Here is a 21,294-nt window from a genome sequence, read left to right on the forward strand (position 1 = left end):
CGGCTATTTTTTAACAAAGTATAGCCTCAAAAGATGAGGTTAAGAATGCGTATTTATTTTGGTACCATTCCTAAGCTCCACACTTCTCAAAAACATAAGAGTCTGCTGTTTTGGTATATCCTACACCTTTGCCCAGCTTTAGCAGGTAGTCGATAGAGAGGTCTAAGTCTTTTTTTGGACAAAAGTACTCATCTAGTGCACGCTCGTCAATTCTATGCTTGCCCTTGCTTGACTTTACTACACCAACCAGCTGAAAATCTGGGTCTAACGCTGCAATTCCTGCATCTGCATGGCTATTATTCACCAGCAAATGTCCCCCTTTTTTTAAATACTTTTTACAAGCTTGTGATATAGGTCCGGCATATTGAGATACCAGCAAATCAACTGAACCTTCCTTTATATTGATAGGTTTGAAGTAATCTTGCCCAAAAAACTCCAACACTATATCTTCTGAATAAGTCTTGTTTTTACTGATCAACTCCATCACCTCTTCTTTATGGGCAAAGAACTTTTTTGCGGCTTTGTCAGCGTCTACATAATACGCCTTGGGGATAATAAAAGACGGAGTAATATGGACAAAGCTTCCGGGGTATAAAACAACTTTTATTTGATACTTGTCGGCTAATAATTCAAAAAGATCTACTTTCTCGAATTGTCGATCTACATAGTACTTGTTATAAAGTTCAAGGTGGTTTTTCATCTGTATTTAGAGTGCTACTTTGGTATGTGTTGTATTGGATAAGTGGCCCAAAAGTCAATCTGACAGGGCTCGTGCAAATTAGAAATGGGGCATCAACTGCTTACTACCCTCACAAATAAATTTGCAAGGGTAGTAATTGTTTTAGCAGCTTATTTTATTTACCCGACGCTCATGACGCCCTCCTTCAAAACTTTCGTTTAAAAACGTTTCTACCATCCCTTTAGCCAGGGCAAGGTCTACAAAACGTGCAGGAATACACAACACATTGGCGTTGTTATGCTGTCGAGCCAAGGCTGCAAGCTCGGTTTGCCAACACAAAGCTGCTCTTACACTTTGGTACTTGTTGGCAGTCATTGCTACCCCATTGCCACTACCACAAATCAATATACCCAGGTCGGCTTCTTTAGCGTCTACTTTTTTGGCTACCGGGTGCACAAAATCAGGGTAGTCTACCGACTCTTCGCTAAAAGGCCCAAAATCCTCTACTGCCACACCTTTGTCTTTCAAAAGTGCCACTACTGCTTCTTTATAGGTAAATCCGGCGTGATCGCCACCAATGGCTATTTTCATTTTTTCAGAAAGTTTAAAGTTTTAAAACCAGTTTGCGCAAAAGTACATGAATTAGTTTGTAGTCCATAATGACTCATCCAGACTTAAAAGTTTTTTTGTTGACTGGTTGGAGTACTTCGTTTTGATTTCAATAGACACAAATATTTGATGGTTTGATTGTAGTAAAGTTTGCTTAGTAATGCAGTCAAAATAACTTCCCCATTTTAACTGTATATTTTAGTCGCTAGACAAGGCGAAAAAATATTTACTTAAATTTGCTGACATTATTTCGGCAACATTCCTTAGTAAAACAACCCAAGTGAAATTTGACCACGAGTACCTGCCAAGAGGGTATGCTAGATGGCAAAACTACTCTTAAAATTGGTGGTGATAAATTGGTAGTGTGCAACAATTATAGCATCTGCCTACTTAAGCGAATCCATCATAAAAAATCTTCCATTTTTTAAAAAAGCACGTGAAAACACCTATTTTATCTGTTTAAAATCCAATTAAGTAAACCTTTCGCAACTAAGATTTTCATTCCGGCAAAAAAAACGTTATATTTACCTTTCATAGGTTACATCTTATCACTCCATACATCAAACATTCTGGTTAATTCCTCATGTTCCTGAGCCATCAAATAGTTTAGATAACTTTTCAGGTTGTTCAATTGATCGTATGTTTAAGAAATATACTATGCCTGAGAAGCATTTCAAAAGATGTATCTGTACAGATAAGATCTCTTTCTTTGCAATTATATTTTTGCAATGCATCCAAACTTAAATTTTTTATAAACTCTAACATTCATTTATGGGTAGATCTCAAGAAACATTTGGTAAAAAAGAAGTAAGAAACAAAAAAGAGCGTAAAAGAAAAGAAAAAGCACAGAAGCGACTGGCTAAAAAAGAAAAAGAGAAGTCTTCAAAATTGGAAGACATGATTGCTTATGTGGATGAGTTTGGTAACATTACCAACACACCACCCGATCCTGAGCAAAAGAAGGAAGAAATAAATGCCGAAGATATTGAAATTGGAGTACCTAAGCACAACGAGGAAGACGAAGATCCGGTAAGAAAAGGAATTGTGACTTATTTTAACGATGACAAAGGGTACGGCTTTATTAAGGACTCAAAAACCAAGGAGAAAATCTTTGTGCACATCAACAATGTACTGGAAGACATTAAAGAAAACAACGTAGTGACCTATGAAGTAGTAATGGGACAAAAAGGCCCTGCAGCTACCGAAGTAAAAGTATTCAAATAACAGTCGCTCGTTCATGAGGAAATGAACCTGTAAAAACACTGACTCTTGTCAAAAGGAGCCAGTGTTTTGCGCTTAAGAAAGGCCACAAAATAAATTCACCCCAAAAAAACCTGATTTAAGGTAAACACTACCACCGGGTTTTTATAAAAAAATAGTACTTTTAGGCAAAACAAACTACTCAACTTATGGCTCTGAATCATTTAGCCACCAAATGTGGCATTTCTACCAACCAACTCCAGCAATTGCTCAAAGGAAAGGTATCGGCATCTATTAGTAGTAAACTTGGGGTGTCGGCAAACACACTACAGGCTTTTATCAATGGACAAGGCTGCCCAGCGCTTGCCAACAAACTTGGCATGAGTTCAATTGCCCTAAAAGAACTTAGACAAACACTTGATAAGCAAGGGGCTATAGGGTTATTGATAGGTTTGCTCACCCCTTTTGCTACTACCGAATCATAAACACAAGGCAATGTCGTTAAATCACACCCCATAAACCAAAGTATACTTTCCTCAGCACTCTTTTTTCAGTTGTGATGCCACCTTACCTGGCATTCAGCCCTCAAAATCAATGACAAATAAGTCCGAAAAAAATAAGTTTGGTCAATACTTTACTCCAGAGGCAGTGGTTGACTTTATGATCTCGTTGACTGACGCTCCCTCTGACGCACAAGTGTTGGAGCCCTCGTGTGGAGCGGGTATTTTTCTGGAACGCTTACAAAAAAAAGGCTTTTATAACCTCACAGCTTACGAAATAGACCCCAGCCTTGCCCATGGGTTTGAGGGGGTGCAGTACCAAAGCTTTGTAACGGCCAATATTACCCAAAAATTTGACCTGGTGATAGGCAACCCTCCTTATATTCGCTGGAAAAACCTGGAACCTGCACTTAAAGAAGAATTGGCGGCTCACCCACTGTGGCAAACCTATTTTAACCGACTTTGCGATTATCTGTTTATTTTCATTCTTAAATCTATAGAAGTCCTCAACGATCAGGGGCAACTTATTTTTATATGCCCCGAATACTGGCTCAATACCACCCATTCGCTGAGTTTGCGTAATTACATGGTGCAAAATGGTTGTTTTGAACAAATCTACCATTTCAACGAAACCCCTATTTTTGATAATGCCAGTGTATCGGTCATTGTATTTAAATACATCAAAACCCAAAGCAGGCGGAAATCAACCATACAAGTAACAAAGTATCACAAAAGCAAAAGGCTCACCTCCGAAATACTGACCACGCTTCACCACCACAACTCATCGCCTCAAGGTATAGAAAAATTTGAGGTAGCACAGTTTAAACAAAACCAACGCTGGTTGCTTGCTCCTCCCTGCGAACTGGCAGTCATTCAAGCATTTGAACAAGCTTGTACTCCTACCCAAACCCACCCATACCCTACTATAGGTGAAATATGTCACATAGGCAATGGAATGGTGAGCGGTCTGGACAAAGCTTTTCAACTGCCCTCTTCTCAAGGACTTACTACAAACGAAGCAGCCCATGTGTTGCCTGTGGTCAAAGCAAAACAACTGACACAATATCGTTACGAAACAACTACCCCTTATTTGTTTGTCAACCATATTCAGTCAGAAACAGTACTCAGAAAAGATTTCCCCCACTTTTTTGCCCACCTTCAACCCTACAAAAACCAACTGGAGCAACGCTATCAATACAATAGACACATTCCTTATTGGTGTTGGGCATTTTTGCGTAGCTACCGCCTCTTTAGTTTGCCAGTGGCTCGCTTGTTTGTACCTTGTAAAGAACGCATTTCCAACAAAAATCACTTTAGGTTTAGCTGGGTACCTGCCGGGGTTTTTCCCACTCAAGATGTCACCGCCTTGTTTATCAAAGACGGGGTACAAGAGAGTATTTACTATGTAATGGCTTTTCTGAACAGCCCCCAGGTATTTGCCTGGTTACGTCACAAAGGTATTGTTAAAGGTAGTATTGTAGAGTTTTCAGAAAAGCCCCTATCAAGTATCCCCTTTCGGGCAATAAACTGGCAAAAACCCACCGAAGTACAACTCCATCAACAAATCGTGACTAAATGCCAGGCATACATTGCACAACCACAACCTGCCTTGCTTGCTAACATAGAAAGCTTGTTTCATAGGCTATTTGCTATGTCCCAATAAATTTAGGATGACAAAAGTGTATGGAGCTGTAGGTTTTTTTATAATTTTGAGGATTCATAAAACTATATAGCATCAAGTACAATGAACTACCTTTCAGTTGAGAATTTAAGCAAGTCTTTTGGCGAGCGAGTATTGTTTGAGAATATTTCTTTTGGAATTAACAAAGGACAAAAAGTGGCGTTGGTAGCAAAAAACGGCACAGGCAAAACCTCTTTGCTGAAAATATTGACCGGAAAAGATGGCAGCAACAGTGGCGAGGTAGTGTTTCATAAAGATGTGCACGTGGGTTTTTTAGACCAAAACCCTGACTTTGGCAGTGCCGAAACCATCATTGAGGCGGTGCTCAACTCTAACAACCCCGTAATTCAAGCCATTAAAACTTATGAAGAAGCCTTGCAAGACCCCAACAACGCCCAGAAAATGGAAGAAGGACTGGCGCAAATGGATACCCACAAGGCTTGGGACTACGAGCTTAAGATCAAGCAAATATTGTCTAAACTAAGGGTAGACGACCTGGAAAAACGCATAGATACCTTGTCGGGGGGACAAAAAAAACGAGTAGCACTTGCCAAAGTATTGATTGATGAGCCCGATTTTTTAATTTTAGATGAGCCTACCAACCATTTAGACCTTGACATGATCGAGTGGTTGGAAAACTACTTATCCGCTTCGCAACTCACCCTATTGATGGTAACCCACGACCGTTATTTCTTAGATCGGATATGTACCGAAATCATTGAACTTGACCGCCAAACCTTGTTTCGCTTCAAGGGCAATTATGAATACTACCTTGAGAAAAAAGCCGAACTTACCCAACAGGCTGCCTCAGAGGTAGAAAAAGCCCAAAACCTGATGCGCAAAGAACTGGACTGGGTACGTCGCCAACCCAAGGCAAGGGGCACCAAAGCCAAGTATCGCCTGGATGCCTTTGATGAACTAAAGAAAAAAGCCAACAGTGGGGTTTACCAAAAAGAGGCCAACATGGGGGTAAAAATGAGCCGCATGGGTAAAAAAATTCTTGAAATAGAAAACCTCCACAAGAGCTATGGTGACCTAAAAATGGTGGAGAACTTTAGTTATGTATTTCAGCGTAGAGAGCGCATAGGTATTGTGGGACAAAATGGGGTGGGTAAATCTACTTTTTTGAACTTACTCACGGGTAAAATACAACCCGACAGCGGCGAAATAACCAAAGGCGAAACCATAGTGTATGGATATTATACCCAAGAAGGAATCAAACTACCCGAAGACAAACGGGTAATAGAGGTAGTACAAGAAATAGCCGAAGAAATAGAACTGGATAAAGGGCAAAAGTTGTCTCCGGCACAATTGCTTGAGCGCTTTTTGTTTGACCGTGATAAACAATACAACTATGTGTCTACCCTCAGCGGAGGCGAGCGCCGCCGTTTGTACTTGCTTACGGTATTGGTACAAAACCCCAACTTTTTGATTTTGGATGAGCCTACCAACGACCTCGATTTGCTCACACTCAACGTACTGGAGGAGTTTTTGGCTGATTTTGGGGGGTGTTTGATCATTGTAACGCACGACCGTTATTTTATGGACAAGCTTGTTGACCACTTGTTTGTGTTCGAGGGCGAAGGTTTTATCAGAGACTTTAACGGCAAATACCGCGAGTACCGTGAGTTTAAACACTTGCAGGAACTAGAGAAAGAAAAAGAAAAGAAAGAAAGCAAACAAGGAAAACAGAAAGAAGAAAAGTCGACTAAGAAAACTGCTGATGACAACCAAAAACGTAAGTTGAGTTACAAAGAACAGAGGGAATATGAAGGACTAGAGCAGGAAATTGAACAGTTGGAAGAGAAAAAAGACGAACTGACCGAAAAACTAAACTCAGGTACGCTAGATCACGAAAAACTGCAAAAGACCTCTCAAAAACTTGGAGAAATCATAGATTTAATTGACTCTAAGACAGAGCGTTGGCTAGAATTGGCAGAATTTATTTAGTTTTTATGGTTACCAATTAGCCTGCCTACGTATAAATAAACAAAAAGTTGTGGGTTTGAGTTTTAAATTCAAACACTTCTTTTTATGATCAAAAAATGGCATTCATTTTGTCTGCCCAAAAGTGAAATTAAACTAAAAAGCTATACAATTCATCGAAAGCTTTGCATATTGAACGCAAAGTAACCGTTCCTAACCACAGGGTATTATTAAAAATTTGTTTAACCCCAAGCTAATATTGAGTAAGTATGAAAAAAGCAACTTATAGTCAAGTAGAATCATTTAATTCTGTAAAAAGTGGCCCCGAATTTTTAGGTGGTGTGTACTCTGATGAGTCTGAAGTGACCTATGAACCGGGTAGAAAGTCCAAGTCGCGCAAGAAAAAAATTTTCAAGCGTTAGTAAAAACTGATTGAGATAAGTTCATTATTGAAGAAACTATTTATTTTAAAGATATAAGCAGCCTTAGGGCTGCTTTTTTTATGCCTTAAGGTTAGCAGATATATTTTTTTATGCTAAAAAAAAGCCCTCAGGAAAGTCTAAGTGCTTGATTTTATCGTTGCTTGTAAGAACAAGGGTTTACTTGGGTATTTCAGTAATGAACCCTTCGAGGTATTGTAGCTCCCCATTATTCTTATATATGCCATACCCACGCTCTCTTACCTTTTTTGCTTCTCCTTGAGCAGTTTTAATGGTATAATCAATGCTGTATTTTTCTTTGCGCAATAGCGCCCCCTGAATCGTGCTCCATACCTTGTCGCGTTGTTTTGCATCGGTTAAGCTATCGTATAAACCTTTTTGATTGGTAAACTCATCGGGGTTGTAACCAGTAAGTATTTCTGCCCCTTTGCTTACAAAAGCCATAGACCACTCAGAGTCAGCATTGCAGCGGAAAAACATACCTGATACATTGTTTATCAAACTTTCCAGTAATTCGTCTGCCTGGCTCAATTGTCGCGAAAAGGTTTCATAAGCTGCCTTGGCGCTTTCGCTGATATTTCTGATAGACACGATTCTTGAATGTACCCCGTTCATCTCTATGTTACGCCCTTGTGCTTCTACTTTGATAGTGTTACCATCTTTGTTCTTATAAGTTACTTCATAAGGCTCTTCGTCATAAGTTTTAATTTTTTCGCTTACAATTTTGGCGCTTTCTTCAGACATATAATCCATAAGATTGGTACCCACCATCTCGTCTGCCGTATACCCCAACATTTGGCACAAAGCCGGGTTTACATCTTTAATAGTACCCTGTTCATGAATAACGATCCCCTCGCTGGTGGCGTCCAAAAACTTACGCATTCTTTCTTCTGCCATCTTCGCCTCTTCCTCTTTTTTCTTACGCGCCGTAGCATCTCTCAAAATCCCTACATAAATCATACTGTCCTCTACCTGAGTTTGCGAAATGGACACATCTACCGGAAGCTCTTCTCCGTCTTTGCGTCGCGACTTAATTTCTACTGTTTTTCCGGTAAGTTCACGCAAGTCTTCACTAATCAAAATAGCTGCCGGACTGCCAATTAATTCACTGTCGGCATAGCCAAATATGCGTCCGGTAGCAGGGTTTACCGACATAATAGTACCATTGGCATCAATACTAATAATACTGTTTACTGCAGCGTTCAAAATACCTTCTACGGTGGCCGTTTGCTGCTTTAGATCTTGTTCTGCTTTTTTGCGTCGGTCAATATTTCTCAAAGTTCCCGCTACCCTTACTGGTGCGCCAAACTCGTTTCGTTTGGTACCAGCGGTGGCCGAAAACCACAAATAGTCGCCCCACTTGGTATACAGCCGGTATTCTACCTGGTAAGGAGTTTCTCCGGTTTTGTCTATCAGGTGTTCATAAAAAGCACGCAAGGTAGGCTCGCGATCTTCGGGGTGCAAACGAGAACTCCAGCTATCCAGTTTATTAGGAAACTCAAAATCGTTGAAACCTAACAAAGCCTTGAATCTTGGCGACCACCAAGCCTCATTGTCAGGGTTGATCGGGTCGCTCTCTACCACACTCATTTCCCACACTCCTTCGTTGGTAGCAGCTGTGGCAAGGTTAAAGCGCTCTACTGCTTCCTGAAGCTCTTGCTCGTTTCGTTTACGTTCGGTAATGTCTTGCACAATTGCCGCATACACCGGAGTTTCATCATCGCTAAAAAGCTGCAGGTTCAATTCTACATCATAAGTAGAGCCATCTTTACGGTGGTAAGTAGTTTCAATCAACATATTATCTACTTCACCGTTTTTCAGCGGTTCAATGTGTTGCTCAAAGCCTACACGGTCAAAACGTGGCTCAATCTCATAAGGAGTCAACTCCATCAACTCTTCTTCTGAATACCCCAGGTTATTCCTGCCTCGTTCGTTTACCTCAGTAAATTTAAAGGTTTTGGCGTCAAACAAGTACACTTCATTGGTAGAGTTGTCTAAAATCTTGGCGTTGCGTTCTGTATATTTTTGCGACTCTTTACGACTGGTAATGTTACGCATAAACATAGATGCCCCAATAATGTCGGCAGTTTCTGACTCAATGGGGCTAAGCGATGTTTCAAACCAGGAGCGCTTCAGGCTTTCATCTCCGTAGATTTCTTCAGTTACAATGTCTTGCCCACTCAACGCCTGATTCCAAAAAGCCCTCGCTTTTCTCTTATCATCTTCATTATTGTAAATGTCAAACCAGTTTTGCCCTTGCTTAAGCTCTGCACCATAAAACTCCTTGGCAAACTCCTTGATTTTGGTGTTGGCAAGAATCACTTCATACTTATTGTTAATGGCTACAATGCCTGCTGTAGAACTCTCCATGATTTCTTTCAGCTGGACAAAGGCTTCTGATAGTTCTTTTTCTTTTTCTTTAAGCTGTTGGGTACGCTCCCCTACTTTTTGCTCCAGGTTGTTTTTATATTCTTCCAGTTGCAGCTGGTTGCGGCGCATTTCTTCTTGAGTAGTTTCCAGCTCTTCCATGTTTTGGCGCATTTCTTCTTCTTGCGCCCGTAGTTGCTCGGCACTTTGCTGGCTATCTCTCAATAGTGTTTTTGTGTTTTCGCTGGTTTTTACCGACGCAAGTGTAGAAGCAATGTTTTCTGAGAGTCTTTCTACAAAATCGACCTTGTGTGGGTCTAAGGGATTGAGCGAAGCAATCTCCATTGCGCCAAACACATCTTCGTTTACACTTAAAGGTACAATTAAGAGGTTTTTGGGGTTGGTTTCACCCAAACCAGAGGTAATTCTCAAATAGTCTTGAGGAATGTTAGAGAGTTGAATGCTTTGTTTTTCGAGTACTGTTTGTCCTAGCAAGCCTTGCCCCAGGTGTATTTTTTTCTCCTGGTACTTTCGTTTATTATAAGCAAACCCTGCTTTTAGTTCAAGGTATTCTGAGTTTTTGGAACCATTTTGCGCCAGCAAGAAAATACCTCCTTGATTGGCATCTACGTATTTTACCAGGTTTGATATAATTTCGTAAGAAAGTTCTTCGGGATCTTTGTCTGAAGCCCGCAAAATATTACCAAATTTGGCAAAGCCCTCGTTTGCCCAGTTACGTTTACTGTCTTCGTCAGCGACCTTTTTCAAACTGTCGCGCATGTTTAGCAACGTAAAACCTAAGATGTCTTTTTCACTGTTTACTTCAAAAGGGAAGTTAAAATTCCCTTTACCCACATTGTCAGCAAACTCGGTGTATTGCTTAAAGTTGCTTACTACCAGGTTCAAACTACTTGCTACTTCGCCTATTTCGTTGGTACTATCATACTCTACCTTTGCTACCACATCGCCAGTGGCTACCTCTTTTGCTGTAGAGGAGATTTTTTTCAGTGGGTTTACTACGTTGGTAATAATGATTGCCGAACCAAGCAGCAGGGTAAAGAGGTTTAGAATCATGGTGAATAAAAGCACCGATTGGAAATTGACCTGGCTATTGACCAGGTTTTTTTGGTAAAGGTTGCTCAACTCAAAGTTTTTGGTACTTATATCATCAATATTGGTCTGAATAAAATTATAAGCTTTTTCTACATCAGGGTTGAGCGATCGTTTGACAATACTTTTTTGCTGCGTATTGTTTTGTACTATGTCAGGCTGGTTGCGTACCACTTGCCCGGTAGTTTTATTAATACTGTCTCTTCTGGTGGCATTCAGTTCATTTATTTCATTAATTTGTCTTATTTCGGTACTGTCAAAGCTAAAGTCTACAGTATCGCTATTGGTATCAGACAAGCTTATTTCTGGTTGCTTAATGGGTTGGTTCAGGTTTACACTATCATCTTTAAACACAGGGTTCTGGTTGATGACCACCATCTGTTCTTTAATATTTTGCCACTTGTCTTCCAGTTCTTTTATCTTGTAAGCGCTGCGCTCATAAGGTGTTTTGATCTCTAACTGGTTATTGGTGTTGGTGTTTTTTCTTACAAAAGCCACTCCCCCGTTTTTCAGGGCGTTTAGGTTCGACTCGTAATTTTGCACATTGTCTTTGAGCGATTCTTTAAATTCTACATCGCCACCCAAAATAGAACTCAACAAATACTCTATTCTCTGTAGGAGGTTTTCGTTTTCTTTAGACACCTGCAAGTATTTTTCATCTTCTATAGATTGGTTATTAGAGTATACAGTTAAGCTATAGTTAACCAATACCAACACTCCGTTTACGATAAAAAACACGATTACCAGACGTTGTATGCTTGTATTTCGAAGCCACCTGCGCAGCCAATTAAAAATGCTCATATCACCAGAAAATGAAAACAATTAATAAAAACTGATCAATCACAAAATGAGGCAAATACCTTATAAAATATAAGTTGTGTTTTTACCCACTCAAAATATCCTCATGTTAGCAAATCAAAACTAATAAAAAAAATAAACTCAAGGCATTTTAAACCTTTGATTTTTTTTATTGTCAATCATTACGTATCAATTAAAATACCAATCCCAACAAAAACCATGAACTCGTCTTAGGTTTTTACCTTAGGAACGGTGAGAAATTAAATTACCATTCTTGAGGTAGAGGTTTTGTTTTGAGACGAGGCTATTTTTTGCGCCCATAGCAGCGCTACGGGCAATAAAAATAACGAAGTATCAAGGCGAAAAATCACCCCTCAGAGTGTAAATTTATTTTTGAACAATTCCTTAGATTGGAGCTTGTTGAAAATTAGCACTTTTGCCTGATAAGCCAACAAATTATTATTACACAATACTCCGCAGTGATTTTAGTCAAAGTTGTTTGCTGTTTATCAGTTATTTATGAATTTAAAAACTATTTAATTGGGTGTTTAGGCATAAAACCGAAACACTTTTAAAAATAAAGTGAGTATACAATCTCAATATAAAATACTGGTTTACAGTATTTAACAAGGTGAACATTTACTCGAATCAGCTATGGGCTATCGGCTAAATACTATGGACTATTGATTACACATAACTAACAAGTATGAGCAACCCCAACAAAAAACTACAACATTTACTATGGAGGGCAGGGTTTGGCGCTACTGTTCAAGACATAGAAAAGTACCAGCACCAATCGCTTAACAAAGTAGTAAACGACCTGTTTGTCCAATCTAAAAAAACAACTCCGTTAAAGGTGGTGGGCTCAGCGCCTATTGCCTTTACCCGCCGCAAGATGATGTCACGCGAGGAACGGCGAGCAATGCGTCGCAAGTCGCGTCAACAACTTAAGCAACTCAACTTAAGCTGGCTAGAGCGTATGGTAGACGGTGATAGCATGCTTCGCGAAAAGATGACTTTTTTTTGGCATGGGCACTTTGCCTGTCAAAGCCGCAATGTGCATTTTATGCAAAACCATCTCAATACCATTCGTAAGCACGCCTTGGGTAGTTTCAAAGATTTGGTGCTTGCCATTGCCAAAGACCCGGCAATGTTGTTTTTTTTGAACAATCAACAAAACCGCAAACAGCAACCCAACGAAAACTTTGCCCGTGAACTCATGGAGCTTTTTACGCTGGGGCGAGGCAATTACACCGAACAAGATATCAAAGAGGCAGCCAGGGCTTTTACTGGTTGGGGGGTAAACCGAAAAACGGCTGAGTATAAGTTCAAAGAAAGACACCACGATTTTGGTAGTAAAACCTTTTTTGGCAAAAAAGGAAATTTCAATGGTGAAGATATCATTGATATGATATTACAACAAGAGCAAACCGCCAAATATATCACTGGCAAGATCTACCGTTTCTTTGTAAATGATACACCAAACGATCAAATCATTAGCCAACTTGCGCGTAAATTTTACCAGTCTGGCTATAACATTGAAACGTTGATGCGGAGCATTTTTACCTCTTCTTGGTTTTATGACAGTCAGCACCTGGGCAGTAAAATCAAGTCGCCAGTAGAGCTTTTGGTGGGTATCAGGCGAAACTTTCAAGTAGACTTTATCCAGCGAAACTCTGCCTTGTTTATACAAAAAGTATTAGGGCAAACTTTGCTGTTTCCGCCCAATGTAGCAGGCTGGGCAGGTGGCAGGGCTTGGATAGACAGTTCTACGCTTATGTTTAGGCTTAAGCTACCCTACATTATTTTTAGGGCTGCCGACATTGAAATAACCGCCAAGGCTGAAGGCGATGTAAACAAGCAAGGGTTTGTAAACCGACGAATGCAACGACTTGATGCCAACATTCGCTGGCACCATTACCTAAAACATTTTGCGAAGCATCGCAATAAACAAGATATTTATAAAGCGTTGTCGGTTTTTTTGTTGCAGGTGAGCCACGCCAACAACCAACAATTTGTCGAAAGATTTGCCCAGGTAGAAGGGCAGCAAGACTTAACAAAGACCATGAGTCTGGGCATCGCTTCTCTACCTGAATATCAGATGTGTTAGTAGGGGAGTCAATAGTTGGCAGTCTATAGCCTTGACAAGGTTCTAGGGACTAGGTGCAAGGTTCTAGGTATACCTTGTTCCACAAGTAACCAAACTTTTATATCACGTTGATTTTTAGTAACTTATAAAAAGCGTAGTTAGAAGCGTTGACAAGGTTCTAGGTATACCCTCCGTTGAGCTCATCACAGCAAGCTGTAGATTCGGTTCATGGGTAACTACACTTTTATATCACGCTGATTTTTAACAACTTATAAAAAATGTAGTTCAAAGCTAACTATTGATACTCCTCCTGAAAATTATATTTGCAAAATTGACAAAATATTTAAGCTTTACCTTATAAAATACCACAGGCGGCTGTGGACTATGGACTCGATTATGAACAGAAGAAAATTTATCAAACGTTCGGCACTGGCTTCAGCAGGTACTATGCTTATTCCGGGTTTTCTGAAAGCCTACGAAGCTGCCCAAATGAATAGCCCGATCAATCATCATAAAAAACTGATTGTTATACAACTTTCAGGCGGAAACGACGGACTAAATACTGTGGTTCCCTTTCGCAATGATGTATATTATGAATTACGCCCTCGCCTTGCGGTGCCCAAAAACAAGGTATTGAAACTCAACGATGAACTGGGCTTTAACCCGGTGTTGTCGGGGCTCAAGAGTATTTATGACCAAGGTTGGCTATCGGTGGTGAACAATGTGGGTTACCCCAACCCTGACCGATCGCACTTTAGGTCTATGGATATATGGCAAACGGCCAGCAATGCCGACCAATACCTTACTACAGGTTGGCTGGGTAGGTACCTCGATGCTGAGTGTGCCAATGATTGCCGTACGGCGCACGAAGTAATAGAGGTAGACGATACCCTGAGTCTGGCTACCAAGGGGGCACGCATCAAAGGTTTGGCATTGACTAATCCTCATAAGTTATACAAGAGTACCCAAAATGACGGGCTAAAAATGCTCGCCAAACAAAAAAACGCGCATCACCACGATTCAAACGTGAGTTATTTGTATAAAACCCTTGCCGAAACGGTTTCATCGGCTGAATATATTCACAAAAAGGCCAAGGTGTACAACAGTAAAGCCAATTACCCACGCAATGCTTTTGCTCAAAGGCTCAAAACTATTGCCAGTCTGGTTACTTCGGGCATTGACACCAAAGTGTATTATGCCGAAATGACGGGGTTTGATACGCACGTACAACAACAAAGGCGGCAAGAGCGTTTGCTAAAAACCTATGCTGACGCTATGAAGGTTTTTGTAGATGATCTCAAGCAAAACAATCGGCTGGATGAGGTGCTCATTCTTACTTTTTCGGAGTTTGGACGCAGGGTGAAACAAAATGCAAGTAATGGCACTGACCACGGCACCGCCAATAATTTGTTTGTAATAGGTGGTAAACTGCAAAAGGCAGGCGTTTACAACGAATCGCCCAACCTGAAAGATCTTGACAAGGGTGACCTGAAATACAGTATTGACTTTAGGAGTGTGTATGCTACTCTGTTGGATAAACACCTGAAAGTGAACGATCAAAAGATTTTAGGCAAGAATTTTGAAAAGCTAAAATTTGTATAAATTTATAGTAGTTTGTTTGAAAGTGAACAAAAAAGCGCAACCATCATCAGATAGTTGCGCTTTTTGTTTTTCCTTGAATGCTTTTAACGGGAGGCTAATCCTCCATTTCGTAGGCAATCAAATTAAACGTGACCTGTACATCTTTTGAGTAGTCTTCTCCATTCTCAAACATATCAATGTCGGTTTTTTCGTAATACCAATTAATAGTTACATCTCCTTCCTTTTTTTGGTGATAGTCTTCCAGTTTTTTGATAATCTTCTGAAAGCGTTGCGATGTACTGGTGTTAAAGTAGTCCATCTTGAAATTAAACTCCACTTTTTTACCACCTTCTCCAAGAAACTTATCCAGCCAATCCATTACAGGTTGGTAAAGGTCTTTAGTGTACTCAGGGTAAGAACTGCGTGACAGTTCTAACACCCCTGTTTCAGCATTGAAGTTTACTTGAGGTCTTTCGTCTTTTCCTTTTATAAACAGATTATCCATGTATCCGTTAATTTGATTTGCAGTTTGAGTATTATACCAGCTCCAATTGAGAACTCTCAATCTTTATATTCCTAAACCGTGTAGGTTTTCATAAAAACGTAGAAAACCATTTCAGGTTATTTTGTGTGCATTGCTAACCATTACCCTATCAATTATTGTTCTAAAAGCGGCTGGTTAATAAAATTAATTGTTTGGGCAAACCAGCACTATTCTGCTTGTTCTTCCATCATCTTTTTTATTTTATTAATGAGCATCTCTTCTTTAGAGGCAAAGTTGCCGTCTGTCTTTGCCAATGTCTTCAGGTTATTCAACACCTCTTTGCTTTTTTCTTCGCTGCTAAACTCCACCTCTTTTTCGGTTAGTTCAGGTAAAATTCGAATATTCATCAAATCAAAAAACTGTTGCCTTTCTGCATTGGTAAAAGCATCCAGGTCGCCTATATAGTCTGCTACATACTTTTTTTCCTCTTCCGAAATCACCCCATCTGCCCGCATGAGATAGATCATGAGTACTATTTCGTTTTTCTTGTCTTCTTTCGACTGGTACCCTTTGGTGTTAAAAACTTTAGTAAAAAACTTTTTGGCTACCTTGGCAGAGTTAGACACTACCCCTGAACCACTTATTTTTTCGGGCTCAGAGTGAAAAACCACTTCTGGGTTTTTAAACACATTGAGCAGGCTTAGCTGGTGGCGGGTGTTGGTAAGGATATGGGTGTAGTCTATCTGTATACAAGGAATTACTTCATAATACACCTTTTCTTCTGCCGTAAAAACGCCCAGGTTTTTAGCTATTTTAGCGCAAAGCTCTTTACTGTATTCGTCGTGCTTGTTTTCGGCACCTCCTCCTTTGGCATCAAACTGACTAAAGGGGTCATGGTAGAGCATTTGTAGTTTGCCGTTTTTATCACAATGATCCAATATTGCCTCGTCGGTCACAAACTCTTCGTTCATCTTTTCGCCCTTCAGTACCAAGTCCTCCAATTGGTGAATTTTCACTTCGGTAGTTACATACACCACCTGAGCAGTTTCGCCTATAGTCTGGCATTCGGGGCAATCTATTTTCCCCTTGCCTTCGCCCTCAGCATAGCATTGGTCACAAGTTTGTTTTACATCTCCGTTGCAAGCTTTGCATACCAACACCTTATTACCCTCACATACCGGACAAGTCAGCCTACCCGAAGTACTACATTGGTCACACTCTACCAACTGCAGTCTGCCATTAAATAACTCCTCCTTGCGCCCCTTACCCTTGCATTCGTCGCAACTTATCTCTCCGGTACCATCACAACGGGCACACTCGGTGTTGCCCTCTCCTTCGCAAGTATCACAGTCCCATTCGTGCCTGCCCTTGCAGGCTTCATTGGGGCAATCTTCGTATTTTTCTCCTTTACAGGTTTCGCAGGTTTGGTGGTAAGTAAGCTCGCTTAAAAAATATTTGGGTTGCGTTTCTGCGATCTTTCCATACTCCAGCTCTAGTGGAAACGACTCCCAGTGTTTGTCATATTTTTCAACATCAAATTTGTTTGGTTCAATATTGTATACCTGCGACAGGGTCTCGAACAACTTTTCGGACTCTATGATGGCTTTTTTACCAAACTTTTCTTTGCCACCTTCAAAGGCACTCAGGCTATTGCGAATGGCGCCAAAGTAGGGAAAAGTAATCCGGTAAGCTTGCCTGATAACCTCTTTGCCTTCAAACTTGACATAAAAATAATTACTCCTATGTATGTCAGTTTCTGGCGGTATATATGTACGGTCGTAACGTTCGGTGGCTATTTTGCTTAAAACCTCCTTGATTTCATCCACAGAAATCGCCTGTAGTTGTTGGTCAGCGTTTTCAGTCATCAACATATTTATAACGAGCTTTACTTTTAATGAGTAGTCTGCAAAAGTTTATCAGACAAAGACAATTAGAATTCTAAAATAGGGCAAAATATTCACAATCAAAATAGAATGAGCTGCAAGCTACAGGTTATTCATTGGATGGTAAAAAATAACTTGATGATGATGACTGCCTGCTTTTTAATTATTACCCTCTGCTATGCCTCATCAAACCAAGTGACAGATACTATTCGCCACTGTTCGTTTGTTTTAATTAACTGCATATTTTTCACCCCTTTCGTTTCAAAAGGTTCGCCGTTTAGTTTACCCGATTTTTGGTAACAAATATAACGCTGAGCAATGTTGCCAACGATGGTCGTATTGTGTGACGTTTCCCACTCCGAAAAATCAGTCAAGGTACCATCACTTAACAACTCTTTGCGAGGTACAATAAACTCCTCAAGATCATAAATATGGGCTGGCGAATGAGTAGCATTGATAATAATGCCTTGTTCAATGAACATGTGCCTGATGTGATCTACTTGTGGCTTATTGCCTGTTGTGTTGGTAAAAAGGCTAAAAAAACGTTGAACCAACACATTGATTTCTTTAAGGTTTTGGTCTTCCATAAAAATGAGTTTAGCAATTCATTCAAAAAATCAATTAACAGGTCTTTGTTTACCTCTTCACCAAACAGTTTCCTGAAGCCAAAGTCAGTGAATGGATTGATGAATTTTTCCATAAATCAATGTAAATTTTTTATCAACAAATTTAATCAAAACCGATGAATTTCATGCAGCTATTTCTGAGTAACACATGATATCAAACCAATGGGTCACTTTGGCATAAGTAGCTCCACCCCTACGTAATAAACTTGGATATTAGGCGATTTAACAATTTATTTGTTGTTACAAACCAAATTATAAAATGCACTTGCTGCCCTATAACAACATGAAAAAAATTTATTTGACAATTCTCTGCCAGATGCTATTCCTTCCTTTGGTGTTGGCACAAATACCTGCCAATGAATTGGGCTTAAACCCGCTTTCGCTGAAATGGAGCCAAATAAAAACCGATAAAGTGAGGGTGGTTTTTCCACGTAACCTGGAAAAACAAGGGCAACGGGTGGCAAACATAGTACACTACCTATGGAGCAACTCTAATGAAAGCATTGGAAACAAGATGAAGCCCATTACCATATTTTTGCAAAACCAAACTGTAGCACCCAATGGTTTTGTTACTCCTGGTCCTTATAGATCAGAGTTTTATCTCGCTCCCCCCCAGTTTTTGTTCAATGGACCATCTGACTGGCTCGACATGTTGGCCATTCATGAATACCGTCACGCCAAGCAGTTTAGTAACTCTATAAGAGGGGTTACCAGACTTGCCAAAACTTTGTTGGGCTCGTGGCCGTGGGGTGGAGTAATTGGGGCGGTGTTGCCTCGATGGTATTTTGAGGGCGATGCAGTAGTAAGCGAAACCGCCTTAAGTAATAATGGACGCGGCAGGCAACCAGGCTTTAATATGGAATATCGTACTTTATTGACCAATGGCATAAAGTATGGCTACGAAAAAGCAGGGGCTGGTTCACTCAACGATTTTGTGCCCGACCATTACAATCTGGGATACCATATGATCAACTATGGCAGACGCAAATACGGTGAAACTCTTTGGGCTGGTGTCATGCAAGATGCGGTAAGATACCGTGGGCTATTTTACCCATTTAGCCGTAGCCTTAAGCGCCGCACCGGACTTACCACCAAGCACCTATATAAGCAAATGGTAAACGAGCTAGACAGTGTCTGGCAGGCAGAAAACACCCAACTGACTTATACGCCTACAACACAAATTAACCAGAAAAAAAAACGAACAGTCGTCAATTACCAATTTCCCCATGTACAAGCCGATGGTAGCTTGGTGGTGCTCAAAGATGGCTACAACGAGGTAAAGACTTATTACAAGCTATTGCCCGATGGCACAGAGAAACGTTTGACCCTTTCGGGGATTAATTTTGATGTAAATACCAGTCTTTCGGTCAATGGAGGCAAAATGTGCTGGGCAGAAATGGGCTACCACGCCCGGTGGGGACTCAAAAATTATTCGGTAATTAAGCTGTATGATTTAAAAACCCAACGCAAGAAAAAAATCACGCATCGCAGTCGTTATTTTGCTCCGGCGCTTTCGCCCGATGGATCAAAAATTATTGCGGTAGAAATAAGCACCAACTTAACTTATAGCCTGGTGGTGCTGGATACTGAGGGCAAGGTGCTAAAAAAACTTGCCAACCCCCATAATTATTTCTACTCGTTTCCGCGTTGGGCAGACAATGACCACATTGTTGTAGTACGCCAGCAAAAAGAACAAAATCAATTGCGGCGAATCAATACTAACAGTGGGCAAACCACTGCCTTGACCAACCCTACCTCAGTGCTTATTGCTTATCCTTATGCTCAAGGCGATTATGTGTTTTTTATGGGGGCGTATACTGGAATCAATAATATTTTTGTGGTCAAGCAAGGCTCCAGGCAAGTATATCAGGTGAGCTCGGTCAAACAAGGGGCATTTTACCCCCACGTATCGCCCGATGGCAAAACGCTGTATATGAGCGAGTTTAGCCCCAAAGGTTACAATGTGTCTAAAATGCCGCTGAAACCTGCCGATTGGAAAGTGGTACAAAACACCCAAACGCTTACAGGAGGCACTGATTTTTATAAAACCATCAGCGAGCAAGAAGGCGGAAGTATTTTTGACAAGGTGGGAGAAGAAAAATTCAAGGTAAAAAAATACAATAAATGGACAGGTATTATCAACCCGCATAGTTTGATTTTTTCGGTATTGCATCCGGAATATGGCGCCCGTCTATTGTTTGATAACAAATTCAGTACGCTTTCGGCAAATGTAGGAGCCTTTTACAATACCAACGAACGCACAGTGTCTTATGGAGCAAACCTTAGATATGCTGAGCTTTACCCGGTGATCAAGGGAAGTTATCAACGTCTCAACCGTAACCGGATCAATGCCAACTCTACAATTATCAATGATACTACCATTACTTTTGGGCTCAACGAACAAAAGTGGCAGGAAGACCGCTATTCGGCAGGATTAGAGTTACCCATTAATTTTTCGGGGGGAAGCAATTTTAACCGTATGCGTTTATCGGCTACTTTTCATCAAATCAGTGTAAACTTCGACAACGAAGACACCCGGATTTTGCAGTTTGATACACTTACCGGAAGTACCGCAGGACAGTTTGCCCGCCAAAACCTAAGCTTTGAGCCTTTGCAAAAAACAAGTATGCAAGCTCTGGAGCTGAGGTTTACCAACAATATGCAACAACAAAGGGCTTTACAACACATCAACCCTCGGTTTTGGTTGTATTGGGACTTAAGGTACAGAACTACCCTTAACACTGATATAAATTCGGGCAATGTCTTTTTAGGAATATTCAATTTGTATTTACCAGGATTTGCCAAAAACCATAGTATGTATTTTTCTACGGCTTTTCAAGCAGAAAACTTCAGCAACGCCTATAAGTTTGTCAACTATTTTCCTTACTCCAGAGGCTATGGCAGTTGGTTTGAAGACAACGCCACCAAATACGGTTTCAATTATACTTTTCCGATTGCTTACCCTGACGTAGCCATTGGTCCCTTGCTGTTTTTCAAACGGATCAAAGCCAATTTATTTTATGATGTAACCCGCCTCAACTCCGACCTGATCGATGCTTTTAATGGAGTAGCCAATACTCGCCTTATGCAATCTACTGGGGTAGAACTTACCTTTAATGTACGCGCTTTGCGTTTGCTTGAAATAGATATGGGGGTGCGCTATAGTTACTTGTTGGATGCCGACATTTTTGGTATTGCCAACCCACACAAATTTGATTTCTTGCTGTTTAGTATTGGTATATAGTAAGTAGCCGCAAGTCCTTAGATACCGATGAATATCGGTGCAATTAGCTATAAGCTACAAGTAAAGATAACTCTCTC

Annotated in this window: 14 protein-coding genes and 1 pseudogene; 8 read left to right on the top strand and 7 right to left on the bottom strand. The window is 40.5% G+C overall.

Translation table 11 applies throughout. The annotated features are described in order from the left end of the window. Positions 1-70: 70 nt before the first annotated feature. Together Q0954_RS25745 and rpiB are read right to left on the bottom strand one after the other, a co-directional pair. On the bottom strand, positions 71-700 hold the full coding sequence (locus Q0954_RS25745; RefSeq protein ID WP_299461903.1) for a hypothetical protein: 630 nt from the start codon (positions 698-700) through the stop codon (positions 71-73). A 141-nt stretch (positions 701-841) separates the two neighbouring features. Further along, the gene (gene rpiB, locus Q0954_RS25750) at positions 842-1,270 is read right to left on the bottom strand and encodes a ribose 5-phosphate isomerase B (protein ID WP_299461905.1); all 429 of its coding nucleotides are present in this window, start codon (positions 1,268-1,270) and stop codon (positions 842-844) included. 789 nt (positions 1,271-2,059) lie between these two features. Between rpiB and Q0954_RS25755 the strand changes: the two genes are divergently transcribed. The 5 genes from Q0954_RS25755 to Q0954_RS25775 all read left to right on the top strand — a co-directional run bounded on the left by Q0954_RS25755 (position 2,060) and on the right by Q0954_RS25775 (position 7,017). Beyond that, complete coding sequence (locus Q0954_RS25755; RefSeq protein ID WP_002699160.1) at positions 2,060-2,512, top strand: cold-shock protein; 453 nt, start codon at positions 2,060-2,062, stop codon at positions 2,510-2,512. Positions 2,513-2,697: 185 nt separating this feature from the next. Further along, positions 2,698-2,973: a hypothetical protein gene (locus Q0954_RS25760; protein WP_299461910.1), complete on the top strand. Its 276-nt coding sequence runs from the start codon at positions 2,698-2,700 to the stop codon at positions 2,971-2,973. A 109-nt stretch (positions 2,974-3,082) separates the two neighbouring features. Next, complete coding sequence (locus Q0954_RS25765; RefSeq protein WP_299461912.1) at positions 3,083-4,651, top strand: N-6 DNA methylase; 1,569 nt, start codon at positions 3,083-3,085, stop codon at positions 4,649-4,651. 81 nt (positions 4,652-4,732) lie between these two features. Next, on the top strand, positions 4,733-6,619 hold the full coding sequence (locus tag Q0954_RS25770) for an ABC-F family ATP-binding cassette domain-containing protein (RefSeq protein ID WP_299461914.1): 1,887 nt from the start codon (positions 4,733-4,735) through the stop codon (positions 6,617-6,619). Positions 6,620-6,864: 245 nt separating this feature from the next. Next, positions 6,865-7,017, top strand: a complete 153-nt coding sequence (locus Q0954_RS25775; RefSeq protein WP_002703140.1) for a hypothetical protein — start codon at positions 6,865-6,867, stop codon at positions 7,015-7,017. Positions 7,018-7,194: 177 nt separating this feature from the next. On the opposite strand, the gene Q0954_RS25780 is transcribed toward Q0954_RS25775, so the two are convergent. Next, a complete protein-coding gene (locus tag Q0954_RS25780) occupies positions 7,195-11,313 on the bottom strand; it encodes a PAS domain S-box protein (protein WP_299461917.1) in 4,119 nt (1,372 codons plus the stop codon). 703 nt (positions 11,314-12,016) lie between these two features. Here Q0954_RS25780 and Q0954_RS25785 point away from each other — a divergent pair. Further along, entirely contained in the window at positions 12,017-13,420 is a 1,404-nt protein-coding gene (locus Q0954_RS25785) for a DUF1800 domain-containing protein (protein ID WP_299461919.1), read from the top strand. 375 nt (positions 13,421-13,795) lie between these two features. Then, positions 13,796-15,001: a DUF1501 domain-containing protein gene (locus Q0954_RS25790; RefSeq protein WP_299461921.1), complete on the top strand. Its 1,206-nt coding sequence runs from the start codon at positions 13,796-13,798 to the stop codon at positions 14,999-15,001. Positions 15,002-15,095: 94 nt separating this feature from the next. Here Q0954_RS25790 and Q0954_RS25795 read toward each other — a convergent pair whose 3' ends face one another. The 4 genes and pseudogenes from Q0954_RS25795 to Q0954_RS25810 form a co-directional block, all read right to left on the bottom strand. Continuing rightward, entirely contained in the window at positions 15,096-15,485 is a 390-nt protein-coding gene (locus tag Q0954_RS25795; protein WP_299461923.1) for a DUF1987 domain-containing protein, read from the bottom strand. Positions 15,486-15,691: 206 nt separating this feature from the next. Continuing rightward, positions 15,692-17,335, bottom strand: coding sequence for a hypothetical protein (locus Q0954_RS25800; RefSeq protein WP_299461925.1), 1,644 nt, complete (start codon positions 17,333-17,335; stop codon positions 15,692-15,694). A 188-nt stretch (positions 17,336-17,523) separates the two neighbouring features. Then, on the bottom strand, positions 17,524-17,934 hold the full coding sequence (locus Q0954_RS25805) for a hypothetical protein (RefSeq protein ID WP_299461929.1): 411 nt from the start codon (positions 17,932-17,934) through the stop codon (positions 17,524-17,526). 11 nt (positions 17,935-17,945) lie between these two features. Beyond that, a pseudogene (locus Q0954_RS25810) lies at positions 17,946-18,047 on the bottom strand (PD-(D/E)XK nuclease family transposase); the annotation flags it as partial. 209 nt (positions 18,048-18,256) lie between these two features. Between Q0954_RS25810 and Q0954_RS25815 the strand changes: the two are divergent. Then, positions 18,257-21,217, top strand: coding sequence for a hypothetical protein (locus Q0954_RS25815; RefSeq protein ID WP_299461927.1), 2,961 nt, complete (start codon positions 18,257-18,259; stop codon positions 21,215-21,217). Positions 21,218-21,294 lie beyond the last annotated feature (77 nt).

The organism is uncultured Microscilla sp. (genome assembly GCF_947493425.1).
Lineage (GTDB): Bacteria > Bacteroidota > Bacteroidia > Cytophagales > Microscillaceae > Microscilla.